This is a genomic window from Streptomyces sp. NBC_00654, from assembly GCF_026341775.1.
GTDB lineage: Bacteria > Actinomycetota > Actinomycetes > Streptomycetales > Streptomycetaceae > Streptomyces.
On sequence record NZ_JAPEOB010000002.1, the window covers coordinates 2,270,690 to 2,285,463 of the forward strand.

Genomic DNA, 14,774 nt, shown 5'->3' on the forward strand with positions numbered 1-14,774 from the left:
GGGCCGGGACCACCGCACCGAGTGAGCACCATCACGCCCGATGTCACCGCATACCGGATATGGATCATGCGTCGGCGGACAGGCCCCGCAGCGCATGATCGACGATCGCGTCGGCGTAGGCGTGGGTGAGCGGAAGGGTCCTGAGCAGCCAGCGGTGGGTCAACGGGGCGATCAGCAGCTCCAGCGCGACCCGGGGATCGACATCGGCGCGCACCTGGCCCGCCGCCTGCGCGGCCCGCAGCCGTGTGACATACAGCCCGAGCTGCGGTTCGAGCAGTTTCTCGACGAATTCGGCACCCAGCACCGGGTCGACGATGCTCTCGGCGGCGAGCGCCCGGGTGGGCGCCCCGGTCACCGGGTCGTTCAGCTCGTCGACGGTGGCCCGCAGGACGGCCTTGAGGTCGGCGGCCAGGTCACCGGTGTCCGGAATCCCGTACGCCGCCACGGCGGCGTCGCCCGCCCCTGCTGCCACACCCTCCTCCGCGGCCACGTCCACCACGCCCGCCGCGCCCGCCTCAGCCGCCTCACCCGCCGACTGCCCGGCCGACTGCTCCGAGGCCCGCTCCTGGAGGTCGAGGAAGGCCTCCAGGAGAACGGCCGCCTTCGAGGGCCACCATCGGTAGATGGTCTGCTTGCCCACCCCGGCACGGGCGGCGATACCCTCGATCGTCGTCTTCGCGTAGCCGGTCTCCCCGACGAGCGCGAGAGCGGCGTCGTAGATGGCCCGGCGGGAGCGGTCGCTGCGGCGGCTGGAGTCGGGATTCCTGTTGGGTGACATCCACCCAATCTAGCGCCCACCGAGTCGATACGTTTCGTCTTGTTGACTACGGAAACACCACACGCCGATCAGTTCGCGCACCCCGCGTGAACCACCCGATCGGATCACTGCGGATCAGGCGGTTCACAGCGCACCATGGGCTCACGCGCAGACCGTGCGTATCCCACCGTTCCGCGGCCCGGCCGCCGTTCGTGAGGAGCCCCAGTTGAACCGTGACGCCACCCCTCGTCGCTACCTGATGTGCGCGCCTTCCCACTTCAGGGTCACCTACTCCATCAACCCGTGGATGGACCCCTCGAAACCGGTCGACCTGCCGCTGGCGCAGACCCAGTGGGAGGACCTGCGCGACCGCTACCGCGCGCTCGGCCACACCGTCGACCTGCTCGCCCCGCGCCCCGACCTGCCCGACATGGTCTTCGCCGCCAACGGCGCCACCGTGATCGACGGGCGGGTGCTCGGCGCTCTCTTCGCCTACCGGGAGCGGTTCGCGGAGGCCGAGGCCCACCGCGACTGGTTCCGGGCCCACGGCTTCACCGAGATCCATGAACCGGCCCACGTCAACGAGGGCGAGGGGGACTTCGCGGTCACCGACTCCTACCTCCTGGCCGGCCGCGGCTTCCGGTCCAGCCCGCTCTCGCACGACGAGGCCCAGGAGTTCTTCGGGCGGCCCGTCATCGGCCTCGATCTGGTGGACCCGCGCTACTACCACCTGGATACGGCCCTGTGTGTGCTGGACGAGGCGGGCGACGAGATCATGTACTACCCGGACGCCTTCTCCCCCGGCAGCCGCTCCGTGCTGGCCCGGCTCTTCCCCGACGCCCTGATCGCCCGCGAGGCGGACGCGGCGGCGCTCGGACTGAACGCGGTCAGCGACGGGCGCCACGTACTGCTGCCGCAGGCCGCCACGGGGCTGTTCGACCCACTGCGGGACCGGGGCTTCGAACCGGTGCCGATGGACCTGGGCGAGCTGCTCAAGGGCGGTGGCAGCGTGAAGTGCTGCACACAGGAGCTGCGGCACTAGGGCGTGTGCCGAAAGTGGCGCCGTCCGCCCGAAGGGCGGGGCTACTTTCGGCACACGCCCCGGGGCGGGCGGCCGCTCAGGGAGCCGGCGGCCAGGCGTCGCCCCAGGCGATGCCCCTGGCCGCCCGGTAGAGCTCGCCGTGCCGCTTGGTGACCGTGGAGCGGGTCAGCCCCTCGTCGCGGGTGCACAGCTCCAGCAGCACCTGCCCCTTGCGGATCTGCGGCCTGCGGGTGACCCGTGCGGCGACCGGCTCCACGGGGAAGCGGGTGGCGACGACGTAGCTGAACTTCTCGTCCTCGTGGCTCAGCGAGCCGCCCTTCACCTGCCGGTGCAGCGAGGACCGGCTGACCCGGGCCGAGAAGTGGCACCAGTCCGTGCCCGGTTCGATGGGGCAGGCGGCACTGTGCGGGCAGGGTGCCGCGACGGTCAGCCCGGCGGCGATCAGCCGGTCGCGGGCCTCGATGATCCGGGCGTAGCCGTCGGGTGTGCCGGGTTCCACGATCACCACGGCCCGCGCGGCGGCGGCCGCCGCGTCGACGAGTCCGGTCCTGGCCCGCTCGGTGAGCTCCTTGAGTACGTAGGAGACGGTCACCAGGTCCGTGGGGGCCAGCTCCAGCTCCGCGCCGATCCTGGCCTTCTCCCAGCGGGCGCCGCGCAGCGACGGGATGCCCGAGGCCCCGGCCAGTTCGCGGCCCAGCGCCAGTGCGGGCTCGGCCCAGTCCAGGACGGTGGTCTCCGGCCCCTCCCAGGCCCCGGCGACCGCCCAGCTCGCCGCGCCCGTGCCGCCGCCGACGTCGGTGTGGGTGGCGGGCGACCACTGCGGCGCCGCGGCGCGGAGGGCGGCGAGGGCGGAACGTACCGCTTCGTACGTGGCGGGCATCCGGTACGCGGCGTACGCGGCGACGTCCGACCGGTCGCGCAGGATCGGGGCGTCGGTGGGCGTGGTGCCGCGGTAGCTGGCGATCAGCCGGTCGACGGCCAGCGCGGCCTGCTTGGGGGGCAGCCCGTCGAGCAGCCCGGCCAGGGCCGCGCGCAGGGATTCCGCGGTGGGAAGGGTGACGTTCACCGCCGAATTGTAGGCGGTTGTGGCGGCCCGGCCGTATTCCGCTTCGCCTGCACGGAACCGGTACACAACAGCGACCCGGCCGAACTCCTCATCCTCCTGAGCCTGTTGCTACGCTGACCCGCGCGAGATCAGGATTGTCCATCGGGAGAGCCATGAGACAACGGATTGTGCGGCTGGCCCTGGTCGGTGGGGTGTTCTTTTTTGCCCTGCTGCTCCTGCTGGCGACCTGCGGCGGCGGCAAGAGCGACCAGGACACGGACAAGGGCGGTGCCAAGCCGAAGAGATCGGTCCTGCCGAGCGCGGGTCCCGTGACCCGGCTCACCGCTCCGCCCGACTACACGACCGCCCGCGGCTGGGAGATCATCGGTTCCTCGCCCGACGTCACGGTCTCCTACGCGACGGGACGGCTCGCCTACCTGGAGAGGTCCGCCGAGAACCGCTACCGGCTGCGCACCGTCGACACGGCCACCGGTGAGCTGGGGTGGAGCGGCCAGGCCTGGCGGCCGCCGGACCCCCTGCACTACCCGAATCTGCTGACCGTCACCAAGAACGACCGGCAGTTCTTCGCCACGTGGTCCTACGGGAAGGTGGGCGACGGGCTCTCGCCCTCCGAGACCTTCGTCTCCCTCGATGTGTACGACGTGACGGACGGCAGGCGACAGCGCATCGAGGTGCCGTGGTCCGGCGCCCCGGATGTCACGGCCACCGGCCCGGACATCGTGATCAGCGACGGCAAGGCCAACAGCGCGGTGGTCGACCCGATCACCGCCACGGTGACGAAGGTCAAGGCCGACGAGCTGAAGTATCCGAAGGGCTGCAAGACCTGCAAGCAGCTCACGGAGGTGCGGGGCCAGACCGCGCAGGGGCTGCTGGTCAGCGGCGTACGGGAGTTCTGGGTACGCGGCGGCTGGTTCAGCCGGAACGTCGCGCCCAAGGGCGTCGACAAGCTCAGCGGGGTTCCGACGTCCGTGACGCCGGGACAGGTGCTGGCGAAGTGGACGCTCGACAAGAAGGCGAAGCAGGCGGCCACGCACGAGCTGTGGACGGTGCACGACTCGCTGACCGGGAAGCCGCTGGTCTCGGTGGAGTGCCACAAGCCCGCCATAAAGCCCGGCCGCTATCCGCAGGCGGTCCTGTCCCCCTCGGGCAGCTATCTGATCGCCGGGAACCTCGCGTTCGACCTGGAGGCGAAGAAGGGGTTCTGCTTCGAGGACGAGGACGGTTCGAGCCATCTGACCCTCGCCACGGTGACGGACGACGGCATCGCCTACGGGGCGGCCAACGCACGCGACGCGTCCGACGCGCTGGCCGGGGGCGGTCTGCCGGTCTCCATGGACTTCGCGAGCTGGACGACCGACCAGCTGTCGCGCAACGCGCGGCTGCCCGTGGTCGAGATGACCGGGGTCGGAGTGTTCCGCTGGACCGACCGGCAGGAGCGCATCCACCTGATCGGCTACCCGCGCGGCGACTGACCCGGGCGGCCGGCGAACGCGGGCGGCCGACGGTCCCGGGCAGCCGACGCGGACAGGCACCCGGGCGGCCCGTGAGGAGAGGTCCGAAGCAGCGGGAAAGGCCGGAACCCGGCCGGGGGAAGGCGTTCCCCCGGCCGGGTTCCGGCCTTTCGGACTCCCCGCGGCCCTCAGAGGCCGCCCGCCTCGCGTCCCTGCCGCTGCCACGGCCTGCACAGGCCGAGGAAGCAGGCCACGGCCGCCAGGGCGCACACCACCTGTACGACCGCCATCGGCACGGCCGTCTTCTCGCCCGCGATGCCGACCAGCGGCGAGGCGATGGCGCCGATCAGGAACGAGGACGTGCCGAGCAGCGCGGAGGCGGAGCCCGCCGCGTGCTTGGTACGCATCAGGGCCTGGGCGTTGGTGTTGGGCATGGCGAGGCCCATCGCGGACATCAGCACGAAGAGCCCGGCCGCGATCGGCACGAGCCCCACCTCGCCGAAGACCCCGGTCGTCATGAGGAGCAGCGCGACGGCGGACAGCACGATGACGGAGAGGCCGAAGCCGAGGACCTTGTCCAGGCTGATCCGGCCGACCAGCACCTTGCCGTTGATCTGGCCGACGACGATCAGGCCGATCGAGTTGAGCCCGAAGAGCAGGCTGAACGTCTGCGGGGAGGCCCCGTAGATCTCCTGCACGACGAAGGGGGAGGCCGAGATGTAGGCGAAGAGAACCGCGAAGGCGAGACCCCCCGCGACCATGTAGCCCGTGAAGACCCGGTCGGCGAGCAGCCCCCGCATGGTGCGCAGGGCGTCGCCGACCCCGCCGGTGTGGCGCTGAGCGGGCGGCAGCGTCTCGTGCAGCCACTTCCAGACGACGAGGGTGAGCAGGATGCCGACGACGGTGAGGACGACGAAGATGCCGCGCCAGTCGGTGATCCGCAGGACCTGCCCGCCGATCAGCGGGGCGATGATCGGGGCGACCCCGGAGATCAGCATCAGGGTGGAGAAGAACCGGGCCATCTCCACACCGTCGTAGAGATCACGCACCACGGCCCTGGCGATCACGATGCCGGCCGCGCCCGCCAGGCCCTGGAGGAGGCGGAAGCCGATGAGGAGTTCCGCGGTGGGGGCCAGGGCGCAGATCGCGGTGGCGAGGACGTAGACGACCATGCCGAGGAGCAGCGGCCTGCGGCGCCCCCAGCGGTCGCTCATCGGTCCGACGACGAGCTGGCCGAGCGCCATGCCGGCCAGACACGCGGTCAGCGTGAGCTGGACGGTCGCGGCGGGGGCGTGCAGGGAGTCGGTGACCTCGGGCAGGGCCGGGAGGTACATGTCCATGGACAGGGGCGGCAGCGCGGTGAGCCCGCCGAGGACCATGGTGACCAGCAGCCCGGTGCGCCGGGCGGCCGCGGCCCCCGGGGCCGGTGGGTGGGGAAGGGGTGCGCCGCCGCTCGCGGTTCCCGTTCCGGTCGTGGGTATGTGCTCTTGCTGGGCCCGGCTTCCGCCGCTGTCCGGCATTCTCTTCTCCGCATCGTTGAATCCGCATCTATGCTCTCAGCTCAGCCGGAGTGGTCGATACCTTTTCTGTGGGGGCGGGCATGAGCAGGACTGTGCGCTGGGGCGTGCTGGCGACGGGCGGCATAGCCGCGAGTTTCACCGCGGACGTGCAGTCGATGCCGGACGCGGAGGTGGTGGCGGTGGCGTCCCGCACGGACGCCTCCGCGAAGGCGTTCGCCGATCGCTTCGGGATCGGGCGGGCGTACGGGAGCTGGGCGGAGCTGGTCGCCGACGACACCGTGGACATCGTGTACGTGGCCACCCCGCACTCGGCGCACCGGGAGGCGGCCGGGCTCGCCCTGGAGGCCGGGAAGCACGTGCTGTGCGAGAAGGCGTTCACGCTCGACACCCGGCAGGCCGAGGAACTCGTCGCGCTGGCCCGGGAGCGCGGGCTGTTCCTGATGGAGGCCATGTGGACGTACTGCAACCCGGTCATCCGGCGGATGACCGAGCTGGTGCGGGACGGTGCCATCGGCGAGATCCGTACCGTGCAGGCCGACTTCGGGTTCGCGGGCGACTTCGGCCCCGGGCACCGGCTGCGCGATCCGGCGCTGGGCGGCGGTGCGCTGCTGGACCTGGGGGTCTATCCGGTGTCGTTCGCGCATCTGCTGCTGGGCGAGCCGGACCGGGTGCAGGCCGACGCGCTGCTGTCGCCCGAGGGCGTCGACCTGAACACCGGCATGCTGCTGGGCTGGGACTCGGGGGCCACCGCCCTGCTCTCCTGCTCGATCGTCGGGCATCACCCGACGGCGGCCACCGTGATCGGCACGGCCGGGCGGATCGACTTCCCGCACAGCTTCTTCTACCCGGAGCGCTTCGTGCTGCATCGGGCGGGCGCGGAACCGGAGGAGATCACCACGGGGCCGGGGCCGCAGGGCCTGACCGGGCTCCAGTACGAGGCGGCCGAGGTGATGCGCGCGGTGCGGGCGGGCGAGAGCGAGTCCCCGCTGGTGCCGCTGGACGGTTCGCTCGCGGTGATGCGGACGCTCGACGCGGTACGTGACCGCATCGGCGTCCGCTACGCGGTGGACGGGCGGGACTGACCCGTCCCCGTACCGGCCGCTGAGCACCGGGCGGGCGGCGGGGAGCCGGGGCCTCCCGGGAGCCGGCGTTACGCGGGCGTGAGCCCCGGGTTCCCGGCCTCGGTGACGAAGGAAGCGGCCGTGGTGAGGGGCGCGCCGGGGGTGGTGACGGCCGACACCGTACGGAAGTCGGCGCGCGCCTCCTTCGTACCGAGGGTGATGCGGGCGTAGCCGCGGCGCCCGTTGTAGAACTTCATGTGCGGGTTGGCCTGCGTCTGGTTGTTCCAGTTGGCGGGCTTGTCCGCGCCGTCCTTGCCGCTGGTGATGGACGTGGCGACGATCTCCGTACCGATGGTGCGGGAGGCCGGGTCGTCGAAGTCCTGCTTGAGGTCGAAGCCGTAGCCGACGTGCACATCACCGGTCAGCACCATCAGGTTGTCGACCCCGGCGGCCTCCGCGCCGTTCAGCAGCCGCTGCCGGGAGGCCGGGTAGCCGTCCCAGGAGTCCATGGACAGCTTGAAGGCATCGGTGGGCACATCGCGCCGCTGCGCGAAGGTGACCTGCTGGGGCACGACGTTCCAGGTGGCACGCGAGGCGTGCCAGCCGTCGATCAGCCAGCGCTCCTGGGCGGCGCCCGTCATGGTGCGCGAGGGGTCCTCGGACTCCGGTCCGGGGACCTTCCAGCCGTCCCCGTACGCCTGGTTGCTGCGGTACTGGCGGGTGTCGAGGATGTCGAACTGGGCGAGCCGGCCGAACCGCAGGCGGCGGTAGAGCCGCATGTCGGGTCCGGTGGGCCGCTGCGGGGTGCGCAGCGGCTGGTTCTCCCAGTACGCGCGGTAGGCGGCGGCCCGGCGCAGCAGGAACTCCTCCGGGGGGACGTCGTTCTCGGGGGTCCCGCCCGCGTAGTTGTTCTCGGTCTCGTGGTCGTCCCAGGTGACGACGAAGGGGTGTGCGGCGTGGGCGGCCCGCAGGTCGGGGTCGGACTTGTAGAGGGCGTACCGCAGCCGGTAGTCCTCCAGCGTGATCGTCTCGCGGTTGTAGTGCGCGGGGAGCCTGCGGTCGGTGTAGTCGCGGGCGCCGCCGGTCGCGGTCACCGCGTACTCGTAGAGGTAGTCGCCGAGGTGGAAGACCACGTCGACGTCCTCCTCGGCGAGGTGCTTGTAGGCGGTGAAGTAGCCGTCGTGGTACGCCTGGCAGGAGACCGCGGCCAGGGTCAGTGAGCTGGTGCGGGCGCCGGGCGCGGGGGCGGTGCGGGTGCGGCCGACCGGGCTGACCCAGCTTCCGGTGCGGAAGCGGTAGTAGAGGGTGCGGTCGGGGTCGAGGCCCTTGATGTCCGCGCGGACGCTGTGGGCGAACTCCGGGTGGGCGGTGACCGATCCGCGCCGCACGACGCGGCGGAAGCGCTCGTCGCGGGCCAGCTCCCAGCGGACCTGGACGCGGGCGGCGGGCAGCCCGCCGCCGGCCTCGTAGGGGCGCGGTGCCAGTCTCGTCCAGAGCAGTACGGAGTCGGGCAGTGGGTCGCCGGAGCCGACGCCCAGCGTGAACGGGTCCTCGGTGATCTTCCGGGCGTCGAGCTCCGCGGCGCTCGCGGTGCCCGCGGTCGGCAGGTTCACCGCGAAGGCGAGCGCGGCGGCGGCGCCGGTCGCGGTGAGGAAGCGACGGCGGCCCACCCCGTCCCCGAGGCTCCGGGCGGCGGTGCGGAGTTCCGCCGAATGGTCCTGCTGACCGGGCGCGGTGCTGAACGGTGCGAGTGTCATGTGCCCCTCCCCTGACGGCTGTTGTCGAAGTCATTGGAGTGCCGGGCGACGTCCTGCTGTTGTCGGGTGCACAACATTCTCATGGCGGCTCGATGAGCACCACGTGCCACCTGTGGCCAGGTCTTTCGTTCGGGCGGCCCGGCACGGGCCGTACGGCACTCCCGCCACCTCCCGTACGCTGCCGGGCCATGAACACTCAGCGGAGGGTTGCCGTCGTCACGGGTGCGGGTTCGGGAATCGGACGGGCCGTCGCGCTCGCCCTCGCGGGCGCCGGCTGGTCGGTCGCACTGGCGGGAAGGCGGGCGGAGGCCCTGGCACGGACGGCGGAGGCCGCCGCTTCGCCGGACGTGCTGAGCGTACGCACGGATGTGACCGACCCGGACGACGTCGGCGCGCTGTTCACCTCCGTCCGGGAGCGATTCGGCCGTCTGGACCTGCTCTTCAACAACGCGGGCACGTTCGGCCCCGCGTCGGTCCCGGTCGAGGACCTCGCGTACGAGGACTGGCGCACGGTGGTGGACGTGAATCTGACGGGGGCGTTCCTGTGCGCGCAGGCGGCGTACCGGCAGATGAAGGAGCAGGACCCGCAGGGCGGCCGGATCATCAACAACGGCTCGGTCTCCGCACACACGCCGCGTCCGCACTCGGTGGCGTACACCGCGACCAAGCACGCGATGACGGGCCTGACGAAGTCACTGTCGCTGGACGGGCGTCCGTACCGGATCGCCTGCGGGCAGATCGACATCGGCAACGCGGCGACGGAGATGACCGGGCGGATGACGACCGGCACCCTCCAGGCCAACGGTGAACTGGCGGTGGAGCCGGTGATGGCGGCGGCGGACGTGGCCCGGACCGTACTGCACATGGCGGAGCTGCCGTTGGAGGCGAACGTGCAGTTCGCCACGGTGCTGGCGACGACGATGCCGTACGTCGGGCGGGGCTGACGCCACGTCGGGCGGGACTGACGCCCACCGTTGACCGTTCCTGCCGGAACTCGCCGTAATATGAAAGGTTTTGCGGATTTGACCATCCGGCCACCGCGCGGGGGCGTGATGGCCGTATGCTCCAACCCTTACACCTTCACCGGAACTACACAGAAGGACCACAGCATGCGCATACGCACCGCTGCGCCGATCGCCCTGGCCGCCGCCACCGCTCTGGCCGGCTCGCTCCTCGCCACGGCACCGGCCTCGGCGGCCGCCCATCAGGGCGGGCTGCACCTCGGCAAGATCCAGTACGACAGCCCCGGCAAGGACACCCGGTCGAACAAGTCCCTCAACGCCGAGTGGGTGGACATCCACAACAACGGCAAGAAGAAGCTTCAGCTCAAGGGCTACAAGCTGAAGGACAACACCGGTTACACCTACACCTTCGGCAGCTACACCGTCGGCGCGGGCAAGACCGTCAAGGTCCGCACCGGCAAGGGCAAGAACGCCTCGGGCAGCGTGTACTGGAACCGCGGCTCGTACGTCTGGAACAACACCGGCGACAAGGCCCGGCTGATCAAGCCGAACGGCAAGCTCCAGGACTCCTGCTCCTGGAAGAAGGCGGGCAAGGGCGTCACCACCTGCCACTGACCCGTCGGCGGACAGCCCTCGCTCCGGCCGCCGCGGTCCGTGGAGACCGCGGCGGCCCTGCGGCTCGGGACGGGAATGTCTCACCGGGCGGCACGGTTGAGCTGCCACATGAGCGACAGCCGCAAGCGGAACGAGAGCCGGAGCCGGAGCCGCAGCCAGGACCGGGGCCTGAGCCAGGACCGGGCCCAGGACCCGGACGACCGGAGCCCCGCCCCCGCACCCCTCCCTCTCCCCGTCCCCGAAGTCCTTCGCTACACCGCCTTCTCCGCCGACCCGGACGGCGGCAATCCGGCGGGCGTCGTCCTGGACGCCTCCGGCCTGGACGGCGCGGCGATGCTGGCCGCCGCGGCGGAGCTCGGGTACAGCGAGTCGGCGTTCCTGACGGAGCGGACCGGCGACGCGGCCTACACGGTCCGCTACTTCAGCCCGAAGGCCGAAGTGCCCTTCTGCGGCCATGCCACGGTCGCGGCCGCCATCGCCCTCGCGGACCGCGACGGCCCCGGCAACCTGGTGTTCACCACCGCCGCCGGACAGGTTCCGGTCACCGTCGCCCGGGAGGGCGACGAGCTGCGGGCCACCCTGACCAGCGTCGAGCCGCACGTCACGGACATCGGCCCCGCCGACCTGGCGGAGGCACTGGCCGCGCTGGACTGGCCCGCCACCGACCTCGACCCCGCACTGCCGCCCCGGATCGCCTACGCGGGCGCCCGGCACCTGGTGGTCGCCGCCGCGAGCCGCGAACGGCTGGCGGACCTCCACTACGACTTCGCCCGGCTCGAAGCACTGATGCACCGGATCGATCTGACGACGCTTCAGCTGGTGTGGCGCGAGTCCGGGAGCGTCTTCCACGTCCGCGACCCGTTCCCCGTCGGCGGAGTCGTCGAGGACCCGGCGACCGGCGCGGCGGCGGCGGCCTTCGGCGCGTACGCACGTGACCGGGGCCTCGTCCCGGACGCCGCCGTCCTGACCCTGCACCAGGGGACGGACATGGGCCGGCCCGGCACGCTCACCGTCGAACTGCGTGAGGGCGACGCCCGGATCAGGGTCACCGGGACGGGCACCCGGATCGGCTGAGCGTCAGCCGGCGACGGCCTCGGCGTCAGCGCCTGTCCCTGCCCCTGTCCCTGTCCCCGTCCCTGCCCCTGCCCCTGCCCCTGCCCCGGCCCCGGCCCCGGCCTCGGAGACGTACGTGAACCACCGCGCCGTCTCCTCCGGGTCGAGGGCGCGCTCCAGTACGGCATCGCCACGCATGCCGGGGAAGAGGCGCCCGGCGGGCCAGGAACGCTCGTAGGACGGGCTGTCGAGCACCAGCAGCCGGACGCCGTCGACGACCGGGATGTCGGCCGGGGTCCCCTCGTTCCAGAGCCTGCTGCCGTCCGGGGCCATCAGGTCGAACGAGCCCATGGTGTCGGCCTGACCCGGGGTGTCGCGGCAGACGGCGGCCTCCTGGGCCGACGGCGCACGACCGGGAACATGCCCGCCGCCGATCAGCGCGTCGGCGAGCAGGGTGTGCAGCTGGAAGTTGTCACCGATGCCGGAGATCCGCAGGGCGTAGCCGGTGCCGGACTCCCGGTGGAGGACGATCAGCGGTTCGTCGTCCTTGACCAGCAGCGCGTACGAGAGGGAAGTGAACCGCCGGCCGGACGCCCGCTCCACCACATCGAGCAGCCGCAGCAGTTCGTCCCGTTCGACGGGTCCCCGCCGCACGGCGGAGTGGTTCAGCATCGCCGCGGCGGCCATCTCCCACTGCGGCAGTGTCCACCAGCCGACGGCCGCCTCGAAGCCCGCCCGCTCGACGATGTCCTCGCCGGGCTCGCCGCCGTCCGGGGCGGGGAAGTCGCCGCCGCCGGTCGCGGCCCACGCCTCGGCGAACCGTCCGGCCTCCGTCAGCGCCGTACGCAGCCCGGTGAGGACTCCCGGGGCGCAGCGCACGGCGTCCGCGCCGCGCTCGACACAGGCCCCCGCGAGCACCGCGACGACGGCCCGCGGGCCGGGCGGCACCTCGGCGAGCACGGCGGCGAGCCGCGGCCCGCCGTCCAGGAGCTCCGCCTCCCGCGCCTGGCCGAAGGTTTCCTGGAGGCGGACGAAGGCCTTGCCGGACCGCTTGGCGTCCTGGGCCGCGAGCGCGGCCTCGAAGTCCGCGACGGCGCTCTCGAACCGGGCTTTCCCGAATATCATTCCGGCACTTTATCGACATGCTGTCGCGGTGCCGGAGGCCGGTCGGCCCGTACCGGACTCACCGTACGAACACCCCCGCCCGCGCGGCGGCCGCGGCGGCCGCGGCCGCCCGGTCGGCGGCATCCTCGTCGAGGGGTCCACCGGCGGCCAGCAGCCGGTAGTACAGGGGCGCCGAGACTGCGGTGATCACCTCGCCCGGGTCCGTGCCCGCGGGCAGTTCGCCACGCGCGACCGCGGCCTCCACACAGCCGGCCCACTCCTGGATCCGGACAGCGTAGAAGCGGTGCAGCGCGTCGGCCGTGCGCGCGTCACAGGTGGCCGCGGCGATCACCGAGGCGAAGAGCGCCCCCTGACGCGAGTCGGTCAGCGTCCGGGCCACCAGCCGGGCGTTGGCCTTCAGGTCCTCGTCCAGCGAGCCGGTGTCGGTGCGCGGCACGGACTGTTCCGCCATGTCCGTGAGGAGGTCGGCGACCAGTCCCGCGGGCGTGGCCCAACGGCGGTAGACGGTCGTCTTGCCCACCTCCGCCCGGCGGGCGACCTCGGCCAGATCCAGCCGGTCGAAGCCGTGCTCGGCCAGCGCGTCGCCCGCCGCCCGCAGGACCGACTCCCGCACCCGGGCGGTACGGCCGCCGGGCCGCACGGTTCCCGGCTCCACACCGCCGGCAGCCTCGCCCTCACCCTTCATAACGGACCTCCAGTTCCATTAGTAATCCTCCTCCTGCTACGGTGACCCCACCTTAACGGAACCGTAGAACCATTAAAGCGGCAGCCTCAGGAAAGGGCACCCCATGTCCGCGTCCGGTACCTCGCTCACCCCGGCCCCCGAATCGGCCCCCGGCCCCGCCCACGTATCCGCCCCGCCCACCGCGCCACCGCCGGGCAGCCGCATGACGGGCCGCCAGAAGCTCGTGCTCACCCTTCTCCTCGGCGCCCAGTTCATGGTCGCCGTGGACTTCTCGATCCTGAACGTCGCCCTGCCCGTCGTCGGGGAAGGGCTCGGCTTCTCGCTCTCGCACCTCCAGTGGATCGCCACCTCGTTCGCACTCGCCGCGGCCGGGTTCACCCTGCTGTTCGGCCGCGTGGCCGATCTCGTCGGCCGCAAGCGCCTGTTCATCGGCGGCATGGCCGTCCTCGGCCTCTCCTCCGCGGTCGGCGGCCTCGCCACCACGCCGGAAGTCCTGCTCACCGCGCGGGTGCTGCAGGGGCTGGCCACCGCCGCCGTCACCCCGGCCGGCCTCGCCCTGCTCACCACCGCGTTCAGGGAGGGCCCACTGCGCGAACGCGCGCTCGGGCTCAACGGCGCCCTGATGTCCGCCGGATTCACCGCCGGGGCCATCCTCGGAGGTCTCCTCACCGACCTGCTCTCCTGGCGCTGGGCCTTCTTCGTCAATGTGCCGGTCGCCGCACTCGTCGTCGCACTCGCCCCGTCCATGATCACCGACGCCCGTCCCGCCGGACGGCCGAAGCTCGACGTGCCGGGCGCCATGACCGTCACCGGCGGGCTCCTTCTTCTGGTGTTCGGCCTCACCCAGGCGGGCGAGACCGGCTGGAGCACCCCCACCACGCTCGCCGCGCTGCTCGCCGGAGCCGTACTGCTCGTCGCGTTCGTCCGCGTCGAGAGAAGGGCCGTCGCGCCCCTGGTCCCCGTACACATCCTGAAGCGGCGCAGTGTCATCTGGGGCAACACCGCCGGGCTGATCGCCTTCGCCACCGAGACCTCGCTGGTCTTCCTGCTCACCCTGTACCTCCAGGAGGTCCTCGGCTACTCGCCGCTCGCCACCGGGCTCGCTTTCGGCGTCCTCGGCATCGGCACCGTGCTCGGGGGCACCCTCGGCGGACGCGCGGTCGGCCGGTTCGGCAACCGGCGCACCATCGTGACCGGCGGCGCCGTACAGGCCGCGGCCACGATCGCGCTGGTGGCGCTGGGCACCTCCGGGTCCTGGATCTGGCTGCTGCTGGCGGCCACGTTCATCGGCGGTGCCGGAAACATGCTGATGATCGTGGGCTTCATGGTCACCGCCACCTCGGGTCTGCCCGACGAGGAGCAGGGGCTCGCCACCGGTCTGGCGACGATGACCCAGCAGGTCGGCATCACCCTGGGCATCCCGGTCATGAGCGCCGTCGTCACCGCCCGGACGGGGGCGGCCACGGGGCCGGACGCCGTGCTGTCCGGGGTCTCGGCCGCGATCCTGGTCAACTCCCTGCTGGTCCTGGCCGGCTCACTGCTCGCCGGAGCCCTTCTCGCCCGGCGCGGCGGGCGGTCCGCTGAACACGGGCCGGCCCACAGGTGACGTGGCACCGTCCATGGACCGAACGGAGAGGCGTTACGATCGCGGGCACCGCCGCCCGAAAGCTGCCGAGCCCG

At 72.1% G+C, this 14,774-nt stretch carries 13 protein-coding genes; 7 read left to right on the top strand and 6 right to left on the bottom strand.

Features of this window, described 5'->3' with window-relative positions:
* Nucleotides 1–64: 64 nt before the first annotated feature.
* Nucleotides 65–778, bottom strand: a complete 714-nt coding sequence (locus tag OHA98_RS30320) for a TetR/AcrR family transcriptional regulator (protein WP_266930180.1) — start codon at nucleotides 776–778, stop codon at nucleotides 65–67.
* 160 nt (nucleotides 779–938) lie between these two features.
* Here OHA98_RS30320 and ddaH point away from each other — a divergent pair, with 160 nt between their 5' ends.
* On the top strand, nucleotides 939–1,799 hold the full coding sequence (gene ddaH, locus OHA98_RS30325; protein WP_353962259.1) for a dimethylargininase: 861 nt from the start codon (nucleotides 939–941) through the stop codon (nucleotides 1,797–1,799).
* A 76-nt stretch (nucleotides 1,800–1,875) separates the two neighbouring features.
* On the opposite strand, the gene OHA98_RS30330 is transcribed toward ddaH, so the two are convergent.
* Nucleotides 1,876–2,865: a small ribosomal subunit Rsm22 family protein gene (locus tag OHA98_RS30330; protein ID WP_266930184.1), complete on the bottom strand. Its 990-nt coding sequence runs from the start codon at nucleotides 2,863–2,865 to the stop codon at nucleotides 1,876–1,878.
* A 152-nt stretch (nucleotides 2,866–3,017) separates the two neighbouring features.
* On the opposite strand from OHA98_RS30330, the gene OHA98_RS30335 reads away from it, so the two are divergent.
* On the top strand, nucleotides 3,018–4,337 hold the full coding sequence (locus OHA98_RS30335; protein WP_266930185.1) for a hypothetical protein: 1,320 nt from the start codon (nucleotides 3,018–3,020) through the stop codon (nucleotides 4,335–4,337).
* A gap of 167 nt (nucleotides 4,338–4,504) precedes the next feature.
* Here the strand turns inward: OHA98_RS30335 and OHA98_RS30340 are convergent, their stop codons facing one another.
* On the bottom strand, nucleotides 4,505–5,836 hold the full coding sequence (locus OHA98_RS30340; protein WP_266930187.1) for a multidrug effflux MFS transporter: 1,332 nt from the start codon (nucleotides 5,834–5,836) through the stop codon (nucleotides 4,505–4,507).
* A gap of 80 nt (nucleotides 5,837–5,916) precedes the next feature.
* On the opposite strand from OHA98_RS30340, the gene OHA98_RS30345 reads away from it, so the two are divergent.
* Entirely contained in the window at nucleotides 5,917–6,918 is a 1,002-nt protein-coding gene (locus tag OHA98_RS30345; protein WP_266930188.1) for a Gfo/Idh/MocA family protein, read from the top strand.
* 68 nt (nucleotides 6,919–6,986) lie between these two features.
* Here the strand turns inward: OHA98_RS30345 and OHA98_RS30350 are convergent, their stop codons facing one another.
* Nucleotides 6,987–8,654: an alkaline phosphatase gene (locus OHA98_RS30350; RefSeq protein WP_266930190.1), complete on the bottom strand. Its 1,668-nt coding sequence runs from the start codon at nucleotides 8,652–8,654 to the stop codon at nucleotides 6,987–6,989.
* Nucleotides 8,655–8,842: 188 nt separating this feature from the next.
* Between OHA98_RS30350 and OHA98_RS30355 the strand changes: the two genes are divergently transcribed.
* The 3 genes from OHA98_RS30355 (at nucleotide 8,843) to OHA98_RS30365 (ending at nucleotide 11,305) form a co-directional block, all read left to right on the top strand.
* The gene (locus OHA98_RS30355; RefSeq protein WP_266930192.1) at nucleotides 8,843–9,598 is read left to right on the top strand and encodes an SDR family oxidoreductase; all 756 of its coding nucleotides are present in this window, start codon (nucleotides 8,843–8,845) and stop codon (nucleotides 9,596–9,598) included.
* Nucleotides 9,599–9,763: 165 nt separating this feature from the next.
* Nucleotides 9,764–10,231, top strand: coding sequence for a lamin tail domain-containing protein (locus OHA98_RS30360; RefSeq protein ID WP_266930193.1), 468 nt, complete (start codon nucleotides 9,764–9,766; stop codon nucleotides 10,229–10,231).
* 108 nt (nucleotides 10,232–10,339) lie between these two features.
* Entirely contained in the window at nucleotides 10,340–11,305 is a 966-nt protein-coding gene (locus OHA98_RS30365; protein ID WP_266930194.1) for a PhzF family phenazine biosynthesis protein, read from the top strand.
* Between the two features lie 3 nt (nucleotides 11,306–11,308).
* Here the strand turns inward: OHA98_RS30365 and OHA98_RS30370 are convergent, their stop codons facing one another.
* Together OHA98_RS30370 and OHA98_RS30375 are read right to left on the bottom strand one after the other, a co-directional pair.
* Nucleotides 11,309–12,409 carry a hypothetical protein gene (locus tag OHA98_RS30370; protein ID WP_266930195.1) on the bottom strand — a complete coding sequence of 367 codons (1,101 nt, stop codon included), beginning with the start codon at nucleotides 12,407–12,409 and terminating at the stop codon, nucleotides 11,309–11,311.
* 58 nt (nucleotides 12,410–12,467) lie between these two features.
* Nucleotides 12,468–13,094, bottom strand: a complete 627-nt coding sequence (locus OHA98_RS30375; protein WP_266930197.1) for a TetR/AcrR family transcriptional regulator — start codon at nucleotides 13,092–13,094, stop codon at nucleotides 12,468–12,470.
* A gap of 103 nt (nucleotides 13,095–13,197) precedes the next feature.
* Here OHA98_RS30375 and OHA98_RS30380 point away from each other — a divergent pair, with 103 nt between their 5' ends.
* Entirely contained in the window at nucleotides 13,198–14,700 is a 1,503-nt protein-coding gene (locus tag OHA98_RS30380; RefSeq protein ID WP_266930199.1) for an MFS transporter, read from the top strand.
* Nucleotides 14,701–14,774: the final 74 nt, after the last annotated feature.